Annotated in this window: 15 protein-coding genes; 7 read left to right on the top strand and 8 right to left on the bottom strand. The window is 61.7% G+C overall.

The features are described from left to right. The first annotated feature begins 23 nt into the window (after window positions 1-23). The 3 genes from NJC40_RS18935 to NJC40_RS18945 all read left to right on the top strand — a co-directional run bounded on the left by NJC40_RS18935 (window position 24) and on the right by NJC40_RS18945 (window position 3028). Entirely contained in the window at window positions 24-662 is a 639-nt protein-coding gene (locus NJC40_RS18935) for a LysE family transporter (protein ID WP_253139568.1), read from the top strand. Between the two features lie 99 nt (window positions 663-761). Next, a complete protein-coding gene (locus NJC40_RS18940) occupies window positions 762-1916 on the top strand; it encodes an iron-containing alcohol dehydrogenase (protein WP_253139567.1) in 1155 nt (384 codons plus the stop codon). Window positions 1917-1918: 2 nt separating this feature from the next. Then, complete coding sequence (locus NJC40_RS18945) at window positions 1919-3028, top strand: serine hydrolase domain-containing protein (protein WP_253139564.1); 1110 nt, start codon at window positions 1919-1921, stop codon at window positions 3026-3028. Between the two features lie 42 nt (window positions 3029-3070). Here the strand turns inward: NJC40_RS18945 and NJC40_RS18950 are convergent, their stop codons facing one another. Further along, window positions 3071-3490, bottom strand: a complete 420-nt coding sequence (locus NJC40_RS18950; RefSeq protein WP_253139563.1) for a topoisomerase — start codon at window positions 3488-3490, stop codon at window positions 3071-3073. A 145-nt stretch (window positions 3491-3635) separates the two neighbouring features. On the opposite strand from NJC40_RS18950, the gene NJC40_RS18955 reads away from it, so the two are divergent. Further along, on the top strand, window positions 3636-3893 hold the full coding sequence (locus NJC40_RS18955; RefSeq protein WP_045490707.1) for an acyl carrier protein: 258 nt from the start codon (window positions 3636-3638) through the stop codon (window positions 3891-3893). Between the two features lie 182 nt (window positions 3894-4075). Here the strand turns inward: NJC40_RS18955 and NJC40_RS18960 are convergent, their stop codons facing one another. The 7 genes from NJC40_RS18960 to NJC40_RS18990 all read right to left on the bottom strand — a co-directional run bounded on the left by NJC40_RS18960 (window position 4076) and on the right by NJC40_RS18990 (window position 12862). Further along, complete coding sequence (locus NJC40_RS18960; protein ID WP_492180375.1) at window positions 4076-5566, bottom strand: aldehyde dehydrogenase; 1491 nt, start codon at window positions 5564-5566, stop codon at window positions 4076-4078. Between the two features lie 42 nt (window positions 5567-5608). Continuing rightward, window positions 5609-6634 carry a GlxA family transcriptional regulator gene (locus tag NJC40_RS18965; protein ID WP_257107533.1) on the bottom strand — a complete coding sequence of 342 codons (1026 nt, stop codon included), beginning with the start codon at window positions 6632-6634 and terminating at the stop codon, window positions 5609-5611. Continuing rightward, window positions 6622-7986 (bottom strand): dimethylsulfonioproprionate lyase DddP, encoded by a 1365-nt coding sequence (dddP, locus tag NJC40_RS18970; protein WP_253143005.1) that lies wholly within the window; start codon window positions 7984-7986, stop codon window positions 6622-6624. Before dddP ends, NJC40_RS18965 begins: the two co-directional genes overlap by 13 nt. Window positions 7987-8150: 164 nt before the next feature. Next, on the bottom strand, window positions 8151-9170 hold the full coding sequence (proX, locus tag NJC40_RS18975) for a glycine betaine/L-proline ABC transporter substrate-binding protein ProX (RefSeq protein ID WP_253143004.1): 1020 nt from the start codon (window positions 9168-9170) through the stop codon (window positions 8151-8153). 58 nt (window positions 9171-9228) lie between these two features. Next, window positions 9229-10182, bottom strand: coding sequence for a glycine betaine/L-proline ABC transporter permease ProW (proW, locus tag NJC40_RS18980; RefSeq protein ID WP_045490716.1), 954 nt, complete (start codon window positions 10180-10182; stop codon window positions 9229-9231). Between the two features lie 28 nt (window positions 10183-10210). Continuing rightward, complete coding sequence (proV, locus tag NJC40_RS18985) at window positions 10211-11383, bottom strand: glycine betaine/L-proline ABC transporter ATP-binding protein ProV (RefSeq protein ID WP_045490718.1); 1173 nt, start codon at window positions 11381-11383, stop codon at window positions 10211-10213. Between the two features lie 246 nt (window positions 11384-11629). After that, on the bottom strand, window positions 11630-12862 hold the full coding sequence (locus tag NJC40_RS18990) for an aromatic ring-hydroxylating oxygenase subunit alpha (protein WP_253143003.1): 1233 nt from the start codon (window positions 12860-12862) through the stop codon (window positions 11630-11632). Between the two features lie 216 nt (window positions 12863-13078). Between NJC40_RS18990 and NJC40_RS18995 the strand changes: the two genes are divergently transcribed. The 3 genes from NJC40_RS18995 (at window position 13079) to NJC40_RS19005 (ending at window position 16561) form a co-directional block, all read left to right on the top strand. Beyond that, window positions 13079-14068: a LysR family transcriptional regulator gene (locus NJC40_RS18995; RefSeq protein WP_253143002.1), complete on the top strand. Its 990-nt coding sequence runs from the start codon at window positions 13079-13081 to the stop codon at window positions 14066-14068. A 254-nt stretch (window positions 14069-14322) separates the two neighbouring features. After that, complete coding sequence (locus NJC40_RS19000; protein WP_253143001.1) at window positions 14323-15216, top strand: dihydrodipicolinate synthase family protein; 894 nt, start codon at window positions 14323-14325, stop codon at window positions 15214-15216. Between the two features lie 19 nt (window positions 15217-15235). After that, on the top strand, window positions 15236-16561 hold the full coding sequence (locus tag NJC40_RS19005) for an NAD(P)/FAD-dependent oxidoreductase (protein WP_253143000.1): 1326 nt from the start codon (window positions 15236-15238) through the stop codon (window positions 16559-16561). Window positions 16562-16685: the final 124 nt, after the last annotated feature.

Below are 16685 nucleotides of genomic sequence, written 5' to 3' on the forward strand. Positions count from 1 at the left end.
TCTCACTGACAAGGACCGACCCCATGTACTCGATACCCTACGAACTGACCCTGCTCACCGCGCTGGCCGGCGCCTTTATCGTGCTGATCATCAGCCCGGGACCGAATTTTCTGGTCATCACCCAATTGTCCTGCAGCCAGTCGCGCCAGCAAGGCATCTGTGCCGGTCTTGGCGTGGCCTCGGGCAGTATCATCTGGGCGCTGCTGGCCGTCACCGGCCTGGGCCTGATGTTCCAGCAGTTGCCTTGGCTGCAGCCGGCCCTGCAACTGCTTGGCGGCGTTTATCTGGGCTGGCTGGGAATCAAAAGCCTGCGCAGCGCCGGCAACCCGCCGGCCCCTCGCGATATCAACACACTGGGCATTGCCAGCCTGAGCCGCGCCTACCGCTTCGGCCTGCTCACCAACCTGACCAACCCCAAGGCGTTGGCGTTCTATACCAGCGTGTTCACCACCGTCGCTGCACCGGGCCTGCCCATCTGGGTGCGCAGCGCCGGGGTATCGATCATCGCGGTGTTGGCCATCTCTTGGTTCGTACTGCTCGCCACCCTGTTCTCGATCCCGGCCATCCAGGCCCGCTACCAGCGCATGAAAAAAGCCATCGACATCATCACCGGGCTGTTCATGGTCGGTTTTGGCCTGCGTTTGCTGGTGGGGTTGCTCTGATTCTCTCCAAATCTCTGATTGTTAATGAATATCTCGTAGGAGCGGTCGGGCGGCGATCCGCTTTAGCCGCGAAGGCTTTTACTGATGCAGGAGAGCACCATGCACACCAGCAACTGGCATTACCCCACCTCCATCCGCGTCGGCGCCGGGCGCGTCCGTGAGCTTGCCGACGCCTGCCGCAGCGCCGGCATCCAGCGTCCGCTGTTGATCACCGACCGCGACCTGGGCAGCCAGCCGATGATCCAGCAAGCCCTAGACGACTGCCGCCGCGAACTCGGCCAGTGCGTACTGTTCGACCAGGTCAAGGGCAACCCCACCGGCAGCAACGTCGCCGCAGGCCTTGAGCGCTACAAAGCCGGCCAGCACGACGGGGTGATCGCCTTCGGTGGCGGCTCGGCACTAGACGCCGCCAAGGCCGTGGCTCTGATGTCCGGCCAGCACCGCCCGCTGTGGGATTTTGAAGACATCGGCACCAACCACCTGCGTGCCGACCCCGACGGCATTGCGCCGCTGATTGCCGTGCCGACCACCGCCGGCACCGGTTCGGAAGTCGGTCGCGCCGCGGTCATCACCGACGAAGCGGCACGGGTCAAACGCACCATCCTGCACCTGCGGATGATGCCCAAAGTGGCGATTCTCGATGCCCGGCTGACCCTCAGCCTGCCACCGGCACTGACCGCCGCCACCGGCATGGACGCGCTGACCCACTGCTTCGAAGCCTGGTGCTCGCCGGTCTGGCACCCGATGGCCGAAGCCGTGGCGGTCAAGGGCCTGCAGATGATCCGCCAGCACCTGCCACGGGTGGTGCGCGACGGCCAGGACCTTGAGGCCCGCGAGCAAATGCTGGTCGCCTCCTGCCTCGGCGCAGCGGCGTTTCAGCGCGGGCTGGGTGGCGTACATGCCATTGCCCAGTCGCTGGGCGCGCTCTACGACCATCACCACGGGCTGCTCAACGCAATCGTGTTGCCCTATGTGCTGCTGGCCAACGAGGCGGCGCTGCATCAACCCATGAACGAGCTGGCCCATGACCTGCGTTTGCCCAAACCGGGCTTCAATGGGGTCATGGACTGGTTACTGCAATTGCGCCACGACTGCGGCATCCCGCACACACTGGCGGCATTGGCTATTGATGAGCGTGATGCCGAATTGATCGGCCGGATGGCCTTCAAGGATGGCTGCTCGCACACCAACCCGGTGCGTCACAGTGCCGAGGGCTATCAACGGATTTTCAGCCATGCCGTGCAGGGGATGTGAGGGTGCAGCAGCTCAATGACTTCTGGCTGCGGCAGGTCGACAGCGGGCGGATTGTCGGTGGGGTGTTGTTGCTGGCCGAGGCCGGTGAACTGCGCTATGCCAGTGCTTGTGGCTGGGCTGACCGCGAGGCGCAACGACCCATGCAGCGCGACACCGCCATGCGCCTGGCGTCGCTGAGCAAATTGCTGACTTCGGTCGCCGTGCTGCATCTGTGCGAAACGGGCGTACTGGACCTGAACGGGCCTGTCAGTGACTGGCTGGGGTATTTTCGCCCACGCCTCACCGATGGTCGCGAGGCAGTGATAACCCTGCGCCAGTTGCTGTGCCATACTGCGGGGCTGGGCTACGGTTTTGAATTAGCGCCGGGCAACGCCTACCAACGGGCCGGGGTGTCCGACGGGCTGGATGACCCAAGCCACAGCCTGCAAGACAACCTGCGGCGTCTGGCACAGGTGCCGTTGTTGTTCGAGCCGGGTACGGCGTGGCGCTACTCGCTGGGCACCGATGTGCTGGGGGCGGTCATCGAGGTGGCCTGCGGTCTGAATCTGGCTGAGGCGATCAACCGCTATGTCACAGGTCCATTGCAGATGCGCAGCACCGGCTTTACTGCCTGCGACTCTCTGGCCCGCGCCTACAAGGACGCCCCGACGCTGCCACAACCGATCAGCGATCATGATCGTCTGCCGCTGGATGGCGGGGTGGCACTGCTCAGTGCCCGCCGGGCGTTCAACCGCCAGGCTTACGCCTCAGCCGGCGCCGGGTTGGTCGGCACCGCCGATGATTACCTGCGCTTGCTTGAGTGCTTGCGCCTGGGCGGTGCGCCGCTGCTCAGCCCGGTCAGTTGCGCGTTACTGACCGCCAACGCGTTGGGCGAGCTGCCCATGACCAGTCGCGGCGCTGGCTGGGGCTTTGGCCTGGGGCCGGCGGTGCTGCTTGACCCTGTGGCTGCCGGCCAGCCGCAAGGGGCGGGTAGCTGGGGCTGGTGCGGGTTGTATGGTTGCCACTATTGGGTCGACCCGCAGGCCCAGCGCAGCCTGGTGGTGCTGACCAATACCGCAGTGGCCGGCGCCTGGGGCGAGCTGGCAGACGGGATCGTGCAGCACATCTATTGATGAGCGGCCACAGGGTATGGCTAATGAACGCGGCGGTTCTGGCTAGCGTTGGCGTTTGTTTGCCGGTTTGCTGCGTACCGGTTGCGCCGGCATCGGCGCAAAGATCGCCCTGATGCCCCTGCATTGCGGATAGTCCGCACAGCCCCAGAAGTTGTCGCCAGCCTTGGCGCCGCTACGCGCCACTTTCATGACCATGGTCTTGCGGCAATGCGGGCAGGCCGGGGCATGTGTCTTCGCATCGGGCGGCGGGGCGGCAGGCTTGGCTTTTCTGGCCTTGGGCCGGGCGGTTGTGGTTTTGCTGGTCGGCGCGGGCCGCGCCTCTTGGGCCACCGGCGGTGCGGTGTCTGGCAGACTGTCGGGGTCTGCCAGTCGCTTGCGCTCGGCAAGTGCCGTGACAAGTACGCTGATAAAAGGCAGCTTTCTGGTGAGCCTGAGCAGCAGGGAAGGCGATTGGTGTGTCATGGGGGCTGTCGTAAAAGTGAACCGCGTGGACGCCATGCAGGTGGCGGCCGGAGTCTGATGTTAGCGCAACCCTAGCGTGGTGATTGACAGGTGTCAGGCTGCTGGGCAGTCTGATGGCCTTACGACATTTGGGATGAGGGGCATCATGGACAACGAAGCACTCAGAAACAAGCTCAACGTCATGATTGCCGAGCAACTGGGCATTTCAGAGCAGGAGGTCAGCCGCGGCTATGGCGGTTACGGTCACACCCTGGAAAATCTGGGTGCAGATGAGTACGACATCATCAGCCTGCTGATGGCGCTGTCTGGCGAGTTTGGCATCAGCATCTCGGATGAAGACGCACAGACTCTGGATACGCCGAAAGCGATTTACGAGTACATACTCAAGCAGACTAAGGGCTGACCTGAATACTGTTCACTCAAGCACTTTATGCCCCAGGTGGGAGCGAGCTTGCTCGCGAAGAGGCCCGTAGAGCCACAGCATCTATTGCGAATGTGCCGCCTTCGCGAGCAACCGGAGCGCCGGCCGGTTGCTCCCACCGATCCGCACGTTGCGCGTGATCGGTGAGCAAAGCGGCCACAAATTTACTGAGCATTGATCCAGATGGTCTTAAGCTCGGTGTACTGATCATGCGCCCACTGCGACTTGTCGCGACCGCCAAAGCCTGACTCGCCGTAGCCTCCGAACGGCGTCGAAGCGTCGCCTTCACCGAAGCAGTTCACAGTCACAATACCGGCGCGAATCTCCCGGGATAGACGGATCGCGTTGCGCAGGTTGCTGGTGTAGGCCGAGGCCGCCAGGCCGTAAACGGTGTCGTTGGCCAGGGCAATGGCTTCATCAATGGTGTTGAAGGTGGTGACGCTCAACACCGGGCCGAAGATCTCTTCGACGAACAGTTTGTCGCCGGCGTTGACGCCATCAACAATGGTCGGCTCGATGAACACGCCATCACGGGTGTTGCCGCCTTCGACCACTTTAAGTTGCGCCTCGACGGCGTGTTCCAGGTACGAGCGAACCTTCTCGAAATGCGCTTTGCTGACCATTGCGCCCAGGCGGTTGGCCGGGTCCAGCGGGTCGCCCAGTTGCCAGTCGCGCACGTGCACCTTGATGCGCTCGAGCAGCTTGTCTTTGACGTCGCTGTGCACGATCAGCCGCGAGGAGGCCGAGCAGTTCTCGCCCATGTTCCAGAACGCACCGGCCACCAGGTACTGGGCCACTTCGTCGAGGTCTTCGACGTCGTTCATCACCACCGCCGGGTTCTTGCCACCCAGCTCCAGCACCACACGTTTGATGTTCGACTCGGCCGAGTACTTGAGGAACAGCCGGCCGGTGTCGGTCGAGCCGGTGAAGCTCACCGCCGCGATGTCCATGTGCCGGCCAATCGGCTCGCCGACTTCGCGGCCGCCGCCAGGCACGATATTGAACACGCCCGCCGGCACGCCGGCCTGATGCGCCAGTTCTGCAACGCGCAGGGCGGTCAGGGTGGTTTCCTTGGCCGGCTTGACCACGATCGAGCAACCGGCGGCCAGCGACGGGCCGATTTTCCAGGCCAGCATCAGCAGCGGGAAGTTCCACGGCAGCACCAGACCGACCACCCCGATGGCTTCACGCACCACGGTGGTTACCGCATCGGCGCCGGTCGGGGCGCTGAAGTCGTAAATCTTGTCGATCAGCTCGGCATGCCAGCGCAGGGTGTGGATGGTCTCCGGCACGTCGACGTTCTGGCATTCGCTGACCGGCTTGCCGCTGTCCAGGCTTTCCAGCACCGCCAGTTCATGGGCGTGGTCTTCCAGCAGTTGGGCAAAATCCAGCAGGATGTGCTTGCGCGCCGCCGGCGCCAGCTTGCTCCAGCGACCGTCTGCGAAAGACTCTTTAGCGGCTTTGACCGCCAGATCGACGTCGTCGCTGTTACCGGCGGCGATGTTGGCCAGCAACTCGCCAGTGGCCGGGTTAGTGGTGGCGAAGGTATTGCCCGACAGCGCATCGCGGAATTCACCGTTGATGAATGCCTGGGTCGGGAATTTCAATTCAGCGGCCAGCGCCTTGTATTGGTCTTTGCTCAGCAGTTCAGCCATTGGCGTGTCCTTGATGATGGGTTCAGGGGGAGTGGAGGCGAATCAGACTTCATGCCGGACTTCACGCGACGGCGGATAACCGAACACGTCGCTGTAGCACTTGCTGAAATGGCTGCCTGACACAAAGCCGCAGGCAATCGCCACTTCGAGCATCGAAAAGGTTGAGTTCTGAATCAGCCGGCGTGATTCGTTCAGTCGCAGTTGCAGGTAATACTTTTGCGGCGAAGTCCCCAGTTGCTCGCGGAACAGCCGCTGGATCTGGCGCTTCGACAGGCCGGCATAGTGCGCCAGTTGCTCCGGCTCCAGCGGCTCTTCAAGGTTGGCTTGCATCAGCGTGATCAGTTCGCGCAACGGCTTGCAGAGCTTGCGGCGCGGTGACTCACTGGTGCGCTGAAAACGGCTATGGTCGTAGTCGAGCAGGCTGGTCACCGCCTCGGCCAGGTCCGGTTCGCAGGCCTTGGCCAGCCACTTGCGCATCACCTCGAAGGCACCGGCCGGGGTGGCGGCAGTGAGGCGGTCACGGTCGAACACCATGCTATCAAGGCTTACATTGGCATTGGGCGAGCGTTCCGAAAGGGCAGTACGCTGTTCGGAGTGAATCGCGCACCGGTAACCATCGAGCAGCCCGGCCCGGCCCAGATACCAGGCGCCGTTCCACAGCCCGCCCAGAGTTATGGGAAAACCGGCGAGCTTTTTCAGCAGGCTGACCAGCCAGTCCGGCACCTGGCGCGGGGTGCGCAGGCCGCCACAGACCATCATCAGGTCGAGATCGGCGATGCGGATGTCGGTCAGTGGCGTGTTGGGCCGGATTGGAATGGCCAAGTCGCTCATGACCTCGCTGTTGCGGTAGCCGAACGTATGGACCTTGACTGAACCAGGGCGGATCAGGTTCGCGGTGGTCAGCACGTCCAGCGCCTGGGTGAAACAGGGCAGGGAGAAATTGTCCAGCAACAGAAAGCCTATGTTCGCGGTTCGCTGGGCCGCGTGCGTTGCAGGTCGGTGCTGCGCTGCCGACGTTGCAATCGTCTCGCACCAGCCATTGTCTATCGCCGTGGTCATGATGGGCATTGTTGCGTGCCAGTGTCTGAAAGAAAGCTGTCCTCAAACGGATAATGGGTCAGCAGCTCATAACCGGTGTCGGTCACCAGCAGTTGGTTCTCCAGCTTGATACCGTCACGTCCGCCGACTTCCCCTACATACGCCTCCACGCACAGCGCCATCCCCGGCTCCAGCACGCCTTCGTAGCCGTAGGACTCCAGGTCTTCCGGATAACGGATGCACGGGTACTCGTCGCACAGGCCGACACCGTGGAACATCACCCCGTAACGCTGCGCACGGCAGCTCTCAGGCAGGCGGTGGCCGCGGCTGGTCAGCTCGGTAAAGCGCACGCCGGGTTTGACCATCTCGATATTGCGGGTGATGTGCTCATGGGCGATACGGTACAGGCGCTTTTGTTCAGCGGTCGGTTCGAGGTCGCCACAAATCCAGCTGCGCGACATGTCGACACACATGCCATAGACGCCGATCAGGTCGGTGTCGAAACTCAGCAGATCACCGTCGCTCAGTACCCGCGGGCCCGATTCCTGAAACCAGGGGTTGGTGCGCGGCCCGGAGCTGAGAATGCGCGTTTCGATCCATTCACCGCCACGGCGGATATTGCCGGCATGCAGAGCGGCCCAAACGTCGTTCTCGGTGGCGCCAGCACGCATCGCCAGGCGCATCTCGGCAATCGAGGCCTCGCAAGAGGCCACCGCGCAGCGCATGGCGAGGATCTCGTCCGGGCCTTTGATGGCACGGGCGAACTCGGTGACTTCCTGACCACTGCACACTTGCACGCCAAGGGCATCAAGGGCGCGCAGCCCGGCCACTTCGATGCGATCCACCGCCAGCCGGCGATTGCTGCCAGCATGGCTGCGCAGCAGCTCATCGACTTGCCCGGCGAAGCGGCGGGCGTGCTGTTCGGTGTGTTCACCGGTCTCGAAGTAGAAAAACGAAGCGCCGCTGCGCAGCTCGCTGACCAGCGGCAGGTGCGCCGACAGGTGATCGCAGCCGTGAAAATCCCACAGCACCACATGGCCACTGGCGGCGACGAAACAGGCGCGGGCCGGGTTGTGGGTGGTCCATAACTGCATGTTGGTGGTGTCGGTGGCGTAGCGGATGTTCAGCGGGTCGAACAGCAGGATGCCGCCCAGGTCGCGCTTGACCAGTTGTTCGCAAATCCGTTGCAGGCGGTATTGGCGCATGCTCGGCAGGTGCGGGGCTGGCAGCCCCAGGCTGGCCCATTCGGCGAAGGCCAGCGGGGTGGGGCCGATCTCGACGCGATCGTTATTGTCCTCTGAACCATCGGCTTTGAGGGCGGCCCGTGGTCGGGCCGGGTCGATGCGGCGGGCGTGGCTGGGGATGGAAAAAGGGCTGCTCATGACGGTCCGGGCTCACGGTTATTGTTATGAAACAGGCTGCTGTACGGCTGTAGGAGCAGCAGGAACCTTTGCAAAAGCTTCGCAGCTGAAGCTGCTCCTACGGGCCAATGCCGATCAGGAAGTCTTCGCGGCTAAAGCCGCTCCTACGGGGCCGGCAAGCAGGCTTATTGTTTGGCGGCGTCGCGTGAGGCCTGCAGCCACTGGTCGAACTGCGCACGGTGCGCGGCGACCCATTCCTTGGCGTGGCGGGTGACGTCTTTGGCCTTGTTCTCGCCTTGCTGCATTTTCAGGTTCTGGGTGCTCTCGTCATCGGTGCTGATTTGCACCAGCGACAGGAACTTAAGTGCTGCGGGGTTCTTGGCGGCGAAGTCCTTGTTGACCACGGCAACCACCTTGTCCACGGCAAAGCCCAGATTCTTGCCCTGGTACATCGTATCTACGCTGTTGTTGCCGCCGGGCAGGTCGGTCTTGGGCACCGGCAGCCAGACCACGTCCTTGCCTTCGACCAATACGCCCGAGATCCACTGCGGTACCCAGGTGTAATAGAGGATCGGTTTACCGGCCTTGTAGCGGGTGATGGTGTCGGCCATCAGGGCGAAGTACGAGCCGCGGTTGACGTTGACGGTCTTCTCCAGACCATAGGCTTTCATGTGGTGATCGATGGTCAGCTCGCAGCCCCAGCCGGGGTTGCAGCCGGTCAGGTCGGCCTTGCCGTCACCGTCTACATCAAACAGCTTGGCGATTTCCGGCTTTTGCAGGTCGGTCAGGCTGGTGATGTTGTGGGCTTCGGCGGTCTTCTTGTCGATCAGGTAACCCTGCAGCACGCCGGGCAGAATGTCGCCTGCCTTGACCAGGGTCTTGTCGCCACCGGCCTTCTGGTAGAAGGTGTCGTGCAGGGTGTTCCATAGGTGGACGGTGAAGTCGGCATCGCCGTTGGCCAGGGCAACCATCATCACGGCATATTCGGTTTCCTTGGGCTCCTGGATCTTGTAGCCCAGCTCACGCAGGCCTTCCATGGCCACTTCGCCGCGAAAACGCTCCTCGGCAATCGGCGGGAAGATCGGTGTGACCTTGACGCCATCGCCGGGTTTCTCGGCAGAGGCCGAGGCACACAGCGAGGCGATGGCCAGCGACAGCGCGGTCGCACACTGCACAAAACGCCGGGAAACGTGGATCTTGTTCATCGTTGCTTACCTTCTTCTGGTTTTTATCCAAGGGCGGCAGATCAAAAAGAGCGAGTCATCAGGCGGTCTTGCGCCGACCTGTAGAAGGGTTGGAACCCAATATTCGCAGCACCAGGCCGACCGGGCCGGTATGGAACCAGCGCCGGCCAGGCTCGGCGGCGGTTCTTTCACCCATCGCCTGGGTCAGGCGGTCGAGGAAGATCGCCAGCAGTACCAGGCCGACCCCGCCGACGGTGGCCAGGCCCATGTCCAGCCGGCCGATGCCGCGCAGGACCATCTGGCCCAGGCCGCCGACGGAAATCATCGAGGCGATGACCACCATCGACAGCGACAGCATCAGGGTCTGGTTCATGCCGGCCATGATCGTCGAGGTCGCCAGCGGCAACTGGACGCGGGTCAGCATCTGCCGGGGCGTGCAGCCAAAGGCGCGGGCGGCTTCGATCTTGTCTTCCGGCACCTGGCGAATACCCAGGTTGGTCAGCCGCACCAGCGGCGGCAGGGCAAACACAATGGTGACCAGCACGCCAGGCACGTTACCGATGCCGAACAGCATCACCACCGGCACCAGGTACACAAAGGCGGGCAGGGTCTGCATGGCATCGAGTGCCGGACGAATGATCTTTTCCAGCCGGTCACTGCGGGCGCAGAGGATGCCCAGCGGAATACCGATCACCGCACAGAAAAACACCGCCGTCAGCACCAGCGCCAGGGTGGTCATCGATTCTGACCACACGCCGATCAAGCCCAGCAGGGTCAGGGTGACAAAGCACAACAGGGCCATGCGCTTGCCCGCCAGTTGCCAGCCGAGCAATGACGACAACAGGATGCCGATGCTCGGCGGGATGCTTTGCAGGATGTATTCGGTGCCGTTGAGCACCTGATCGATGGGCCAGCGGATGGCGCGGAACACTTCGCGGAAGTTTTGTACCAGGTAATTGAGAGCGGCTTCTACCCAGTCACCCAAGGGAATGGTGATCGACTGGAATGGATCGAGAAGGCTGAATTCGGACATGGGGGCTACCTCTTTTTGGCGTGGGCGCTTAGTCGCGGCTCAGGGTCTGGAGCAACAGGGTCTTGGAAATCGTGCCCTTGAACGCACCGCCACGGTCCAGTACCGGAACCGGGTAGGGCAGGCGGGCGACGATGCCGAGCACTTCGTGCAGCGGGGTGTCGGTGTACACCGGGTTCTGCTTGTGCTGGTCATGGCTGGAACCGGCAACGTGGGGGCTTACCGCGCCCGAGGCATCGATATCGACGACGCCAAGTAACTGGCCTTTCTCGTCCACCAGATAACCGTACGAACCGCCGCTGCTGAATTGGGCGGCTTTGCCGTTGACCTTGCACACGCTGGCCGGATCGAATTTCGCCACGTCACCGGCCTTGAGCACCCGCGAGCTGTCGAAGCCCTTGAAAAAGGTCCGTACGTAGTCGTTGGCCGGCTGATTGATCAGCTCTTGCGGGGTGCCGATCTGCACCACCCGACCGCCTTCCATGATCGCGATGCGGTGGCCGATCCGAATGGCTTCTTCGATGTCATGAGAGATGAAAATGATGGTGCGTTGCTGCTCGGCCTGCAGGCGGATCAGTTCACCCTGCATCTCGTGACGAATCAACGGGTCGAGGGCCGAGAAGGCCTCGTCCATCAGCAGGATCGCCGGGTCGTTGGCCAGCGCGCGGGCCAGGCCGACCCGTTGTTGCATACCGCCAGACAGTTGATGCGGGTAACTGTATTCGTGACCGGCCAGGCCCACCTGACGCAGCGCTTCACTGGCCCGGGCATGGCGCTCTTGCTCGGATACGCCGGAAATTTCCAGGCCGAAGGCGGTGTTTTCCAGCACACTCATGTGCGGCATCAGGGCAAAGGATTGAAACACCATGCCCATGTCCTTGCGGCGCACGTTAAGCAGGTCCTTGTCCGACAGCCCGGTGATTTCCTTGCCGTTGAGATGAATGCTGCCGGAGGTGGGTTCGATCAGCCGGTTGAACAGCCGCACCATGGTCGACTTGCCCGAGCCGGACAGGCCCATGATCACGAAGATCTCGCCACGCTTGACTGAAAAGCTGGCATCGAAGACCCCGACCACGTGGCCGGTCTTGTTGAAAATCTCATTCTTGTCGGCGCCCTGGCGCAGCATGTCCATGGCCATGTTCGGGTTGGGACCGAACACCTTGAATATATTGTTGACCGAAAGAATTTCGTCCGCTTGGCTCATACGACCCTCTTGTTATCGTTATGACCAATTAATCAAACATGCGCAGGAAGATCCTTTCGCACACTCAGGTAAATTGGCAGTCCGTTCAAATTGAACGTGAGTCAGTTCGGTACGCAGATACTTCTGTTGTAAGGGAAGTGGATCCCTTCACAGCTACGCACCGGGGCTAATATTGTAGTTATTGGGTGATGCGTTATTGCCTGATTCCAATCGTCTCATCGCCCGTAGGAGCGGCTTAGGTATGGCTCAGACGATACGGTTGTTACCCGCTTCGCTCAGGCGGCGGATCATCAGTTCGCTGTACCAGTCGACGAACTGGCAGACGCCGTTTTCCACCAAGGGCGAATACGGGCCGGGCTGATAAGCCGGGGAGGTCACGCCGACCTGCGCGCCTTCCACCAACATGCGATCCTGGTCATTGGTCGCCATCCAGACTTTGGTCAACCGCTCGATCTCGTAGTCCACGCCCTCCACGGCGTCTTTGGGCACCAGCCATTTGGTGGTCACCACGGTCTCACCAGGCCCCAGCGGCAGCACCCGGAAGCTCAGCGCGTGGTCACCCAGGAAGTGGTTCCAGGTGGAGGGGTAGTTGAAGTACAGCAGCGCACCGATGTTGTTCACCCCACTGCGATCCAGGCGCCGGGCCACGGCCGGTTTGCCGTCCATGGTGTAGCTGCTGGCGCCATGATTGAGCGGAATGCGGGTCATGCGGAACTGGCCATTGGGGTCCATATTGATCCGGCTGGCCAGGCCTGCGGCTTCACAGGTGTTCCAGTGTTCGGCCAGTTCCAGATCCTCTTCGCCGCCCAGACCCTGGACCGAAACGTTCTCAACGAAAGAGTTGAGCAGTTCCGGGTGGGTGCCGTCGCAGTGGTAGCACTCGCGGTTGTTTTCGAAGACCAGCTTCCAGTTGCCTTTTTCCACCAGACTGGCTTCGAAAGCGACCTTGCAGTCTTCCAGGTAGTGCGGGCCAATGAACGGCGAAACGGCACTGCGGAATTTTTCGAAATCCGGCGCGACCTTGGCCACGCATACATAGATATAGCTGTGCACCACCTCGCAGTGCGCCGGGTTCAAATGGTGATCAGCGGGGTTGAAGTCCGGGCCCATGTGGCCGGCGTACAGCAGCTTGCCGTCCAGCTCGAAGGTCCACTTGTGATAGGGGCAGACCATTTTGGCGACCTTGCCCTTGGCCTCGGTGCAGACCTTCGAGCCGCGATGGCGACAGGCGTTATGGAAGGCCCGGATTTCGCCATCTTTGCCGCGAATGACCACGATCGGATAGCTGCCAATCTGCAGGGTCAGGTACTGGCCGGGTTTTTCCAGTTCGAAGGTATGCCCGGCAAAGATCCATTCACGGTGCCAGATTTGCTCAAGATCTTGCTCATAAACAGCCGGGTCGTTATAAACCGCACCAGGGAGTGCATGTTGCGCCTTGCGTTGTTTGATCAGGTCTAATACAGCGTTGATGCGGGACATTATTATGTGCACTCCAAATAAGCTGAGGCTCTTATTGCGTGGGCCGTTTATTGCACGCAGGGCGGATTCCTGAATTAATCTGTTCAAGGTTTCAGGTAATTGAGCTAGGCTCTGGCGAAATCTTGCGCTGCTATCGCTGCTGCTTGCGATCAGTCTAGGGCGAGGCATCAGGTATAAAAATCAAATTTTTCTATAGTCAATTGATTACCTAAGGTTATGGTCAAACACACCGAGCCCGATCAGGCACTGATCAAAATGCCCTCCCTGCGGGCGGTCAAAGCCTTTGTGGCAGCGGCCAAGTATCAGAGCTTTACCCGTGCCGCCGAGGCGCTGTGCGTGACCCAGGCGGCGATCAGCCGACAGATCCGCGAGCTGGAAGAACACCTGGGCGCCGCGCTGTTCAATCGCGCCGGGCGCACCGTGGAACTCACCGCAGCCGGGGCGATTTTCTTCGATGCGGTGCAGTTGTCGTTTACCAATATTTCCCAGGCCGCTGACCGCATTCGCAGCAGCGAGAACCCCAAGCAGGTGGTAACGCTGTGTTGTTCTTCGGCCTTTGCCAATTTCTGGCTCGGTCCACGCTTGCCGGCGTTTTTCGAGGCTTACCCGGAAATCGACATCAATCTGGTGGTGACCCAGAACTTTCTGGTGATGGAGAACGGCGTCAACCCGGACATCATCATCTGCAAGATCGCCAAGACCCACGAGGGCTATTACAGCCAGCCGCTGGTCTGTGATGTCATCTACCCGGTGTGCACCCCGCAATACCTTGAACAACACCCGCAACTGCGCAGCCTGACCGGCATTCGCGATGGCGCGCTGTTAAACCTCAGTCCGTTCGGCCGTTCGCAGATTGCCGAACATGTCGACTGGGGCGTGTGGTTCGCCTACCAGAGCATCGATATCAAGACCCGCGCCAGCGATGCGCCGCATTACTTCAACTCCAACGACTACAACCTGCTGATCCAGTTGGCCCTGGCCCATCAGGGCGTGGCCCTGGGCTGGAACTATCTGGTCGAGCCGTATCTGCAAAAGGGTCTGCTGGTGCGCCCGGTGGCTGAACAATTGGTGCACCGTGAAACCCGGCATTACCTGAGTTTCAACGAGGCCAAAAGCCGCGACCTCAGTTGTTGCGTGTTACGCGACTGGCTGCTGGAACAGTTCGCCAGTGATAGGCCAGACGAGTTTATTGAAGCCAATGCATAACGCCAGCTCATCAATTGATGGGCATAAATGTCGCTGTAACCCTCTGCTGTTCGTAATTACTCTTTAACTCAGCCCGCGCAGGCCATTTACTTGCTGAAGCGGGGTTATTTGCAACTTCCTCACCTGCGTTATCGAGGCTCAGCCACCAGGTTTGCAACGGGCATTGTCGATCTCTCGACAGCGTCTGCTGGCTGCCTGCGGCCTGGTTTTGGCTGACCTGCAACGACATCACGAACAACAAGAGGCGCGACTCAATGTCTGCATTCCAGTTTTCCGGTATCAACCTGGCCATCACCACTCCATTCGATGCTCAGGGCAAGATTGACTATGCCCGTTTCGAGCAACTGATCGAGCGCTATCTCGCGGCAGGTATTCAGGGTTTCGTGCTTAGTTCCGGTACCGGCATGCATGTGTATCTGAGCAAGGATGAGTCCAGGGAACTGGTAGCGTTTGGCGCCAGGGTCATCAATGGCCGTGCCCGCATCATTGCCCAGACCTCCGCACTGCTGGCTGACGAGGTGGTCGAGCGCACCCGGCACGCGGCCAGCGTCGGCGCTAATGGCGTGATGGTCTTGCCGCCGTTTTTCGAAGGCCCGACCGATGACCAGGGCATTATCGATTTCTACTCCACCGTCAGTGAGGCCGGGCTGCCGATCATTGGCTACAACGTGCCACAGGCGGTGGGTGTGGAAGTGACGCCTTCGCTGTTCAAACAACTGAGCGAAATCCCCAACTTTGTCTCGGTCAAGGACAGCAGCGGTGACCTGGCGGCCCAGGCGGCGCTGATCCGCACCGGTCTGCCGACCATGAACGGTGCTGACCCGCTGGTGCCCTACGCGCTATATGCCGGTGCGGCCGGGCTGATCTGGGGCGGAGCCAATATTGCGCCGCGCACCTGTGTGGCGCTGGTCAATGCTGCGCTGGAAAAACAATGGGACCGCGCGCGGGAAATCTGGCGTGAGCTGGAGCCGCTCATGTCGCTGATCTGGCAGGGTGATTATGTGCAGTCGGTGTATGCCGCCGCCGAAATCACCGGTTACGCCGCTGGTAACCCGCGCCGTCCGCTGGCCCGTTTGTCGGCCGACAAGCTGCAGCACCTGCAGGCGGTGGTCGCACCGCTGGCCGCTTATGAAACCAGCCTGGCCTGACCGTCGCGGAGCAGCAGCTATGTACGTGGCATCGAAGTTTCCCAAGCACAACAGCCTGTCGGGCTGGGTCGCCATGCTCGCGCAGCGCAAGCCGGCTCCGTCGTTGAGCAGCGTGGTCAGTGTCGATGTGGCGATCATCGGCGCCGGCTTTGCTGGCCTGTCTGCCGCCCGGCGCCTGTCACAACTGGACCCGACCCTCAAGGTCGCGGTGCTGGAAGCCGGTGTGGTCGGCGAGGGCGCCACCGGGCGCAACTCGGGGTTCATCATCGACCTGCCTCACGAAGTCAGTTCCGAAGACTTCGGTGACACCTCCACCGAGCGCGCCCGGCGCGACATTTTCCTGTACCGCACGGCCATTGGGCTGGCCACCGACATGGCCGACGAGTTTGGCTGGGGACGTGAGGTTCTCGACCGCTGCGGTCGCTACAGCGTGGCGATCAGCGCCAAGGGCGATGAGCACATCCGCAGCTACGCCAGACAGCTCGACGGCCTGGGCGAGGCGCACCGCATTCTCGACGGCGACCAGATCCATGAGGTCACCGGCTGCCCGATGTACACCTCAGGGCTGTTCATGCCTGGCACCGTGATGGTTCAGCCGGCAGCGTATATCCGGGCGGTGGCCGATGGGCTGCGCGCGCCGGTGAGCGTGTACGAGAATACCCCGGTGCAGCGTTTCGAGAAGACCGGCAGCACCTGGCAATTGAAGACCCCGCAAGGCACGGTCAGCGCTGGCAAGATCATTCTGGCCAACAACGGTCATGCCGAGAGCTTCGGGTTGTTCAAGGGCACGTTGCTGCACGTGTTCACCTACGCGTCGCTGAGCGAACCGTTCGATCCCAGGCGCCTCAGTGGCCAGCGTGACTGGGCCGCCACACCAGCCTTGCCGATGGGCACCACGGTGCGGCGGATCAGCAGCGAGCAGGGCGACCGGCTGCTGATTCGCTCGCGGTATTCGTACCACGCGGGGCTGGAAATCAGCGAAAGGCACATTCGCGCGGCGGGCAGGGTCCACGACCAGAAGTTCGCCACACGCTTTGCGGGCCTGCCGGATGTGCAGATGCAATACCGCTGGGGTGGGCCGATGGCGCTGACCGTCAACAGCGTGCCGGTGTTTGGCGAGGTCGAAAACGGCTTGTACGCCGCCATAGCCTGCAACGGCCTGGGTGCGTCGAAATCCACCGCGGCCGGTATTGCGGCGGCAGAGAATGTGCTGGGTCTGGATTCGCGGATGGTGCAGATCCTCAGCGGTTACGAGCAGCCGAAGAAACTGCCGCCCCAGCCGCTATTGAGCATCGGTGCCAAGGCCAACCTGCGCCTGCGCGAGTGGCGCGCCGGACGGGAGTAGGGCGGTCGTGGCCGGTAAAATCGGTCATCGGCCATTGGCCCATTTGCCATACAGCGCCTAACCTGATTCATGAGCCCCCGCAACGGGGGCTCTTCCACACGAGGGTGGGCAACAGCCCTACCAG

It is taken from the genome of Pseudomonas sp. 21LCFQ02 (genome assembly GCF_024129895.2).
GTDB lineage: Bacteria > Pseudomonadota > Gammaproteobacteria > Pseudomonadales > Pseudomonadaceae > Aquipseudomonas.

Coding starts and splice junctions, on each gene's coding strand:
- NJC40_RS18995 (WP_253143002.1), top strand. CDS start 13,079: ATGGTCAAACACACCGAGCCCGATCAGGCACTGATCAAAATGCCCTCC.
- dddP (WP_253143005.1), bottom strand. CDS start 7,986: ATGAGCAGCCCTTTTTCCATCCCCAGCCACGCCCGCCGCATCGACCCG.
- NJC40_RS19000 (WP_253143001.1), top strand. CDS start 14,323: ATGTCTGCATTCCAGTTTTCCGGTATCAACCTGGCCATCACCACTCCA.
- proW (WP_045490716.1), bottom strand. CDS start 10,182: ATGTCCGAATTCAGCCTTCTCGATCCATTCCAGTCGATCACCATTCCC.
- NJC40_RS19005 (WP_253143000.1), top strand. CDS start 15,236: ATGTACGTGGCATCGAAGTTTCCCAAGCACAACAGCCTGTCGGGCTGG.
- NJC40_RS18960 (WP_492180375.1), bottom strand. CDS start 5,566: ATGGCTGAACTGCTGAGCAAAGACCAATACAAGGCGCTGGCCGCTGAA.
- NJC40_RS18940 (WP_253139567.1), top strand. CDS start 762: ATGCACACCAGCAACTGGCATTACCCCACCTCCATCCGCGTCGGCGCC.
- proX (WP_253143004.1), bottom strand. CDS start 9,170: ATGAACAAGATCCACGTTTCCCGGCGTTTTGTGCAGTGTGCGACCGCG.
- NJC40_RS18965 (WP_257107533.1), bottom strand. CDS start 6,634: ATGCCCATCATGACCACGGCGATAGACAATGGCTGGTGCGAGACGATT.
- NJC40_RS18935 (WP_253139568.1), top strand. CDS start 24: ATGTACTCGATACCCTACGAACTGACCCTGCTCACCGCGCTGGCCGGC.
- NJC40_RS18955 (WP_045490707.1), top strand. CDS start 3,636: ATGGACAACGAAGCACTCAGAAACAAGCTCAACGTCATGATTGCCGAG.
- NJC40_RS18950 (WP_253139563.1), bottom strand. CDS start 3,490: ATGACACACCAATCGCCTTCCCTGCTGCTCAGGCTCACCAGAAAGCTG.
- proV (WP_045490718.1), bottom strand. CDS start 11,383: ATGAGCCAAGCGGACGAAATTCTTTCGGTCAACAATATATTCAAGGTG.
- NJC40_RS18990 (WP_253143003.1), bottom strand. CDS start 12,862: ATGTCCCGCATCAACGCTGTATTAGACCTGATCAAACAACGCAAGGCG.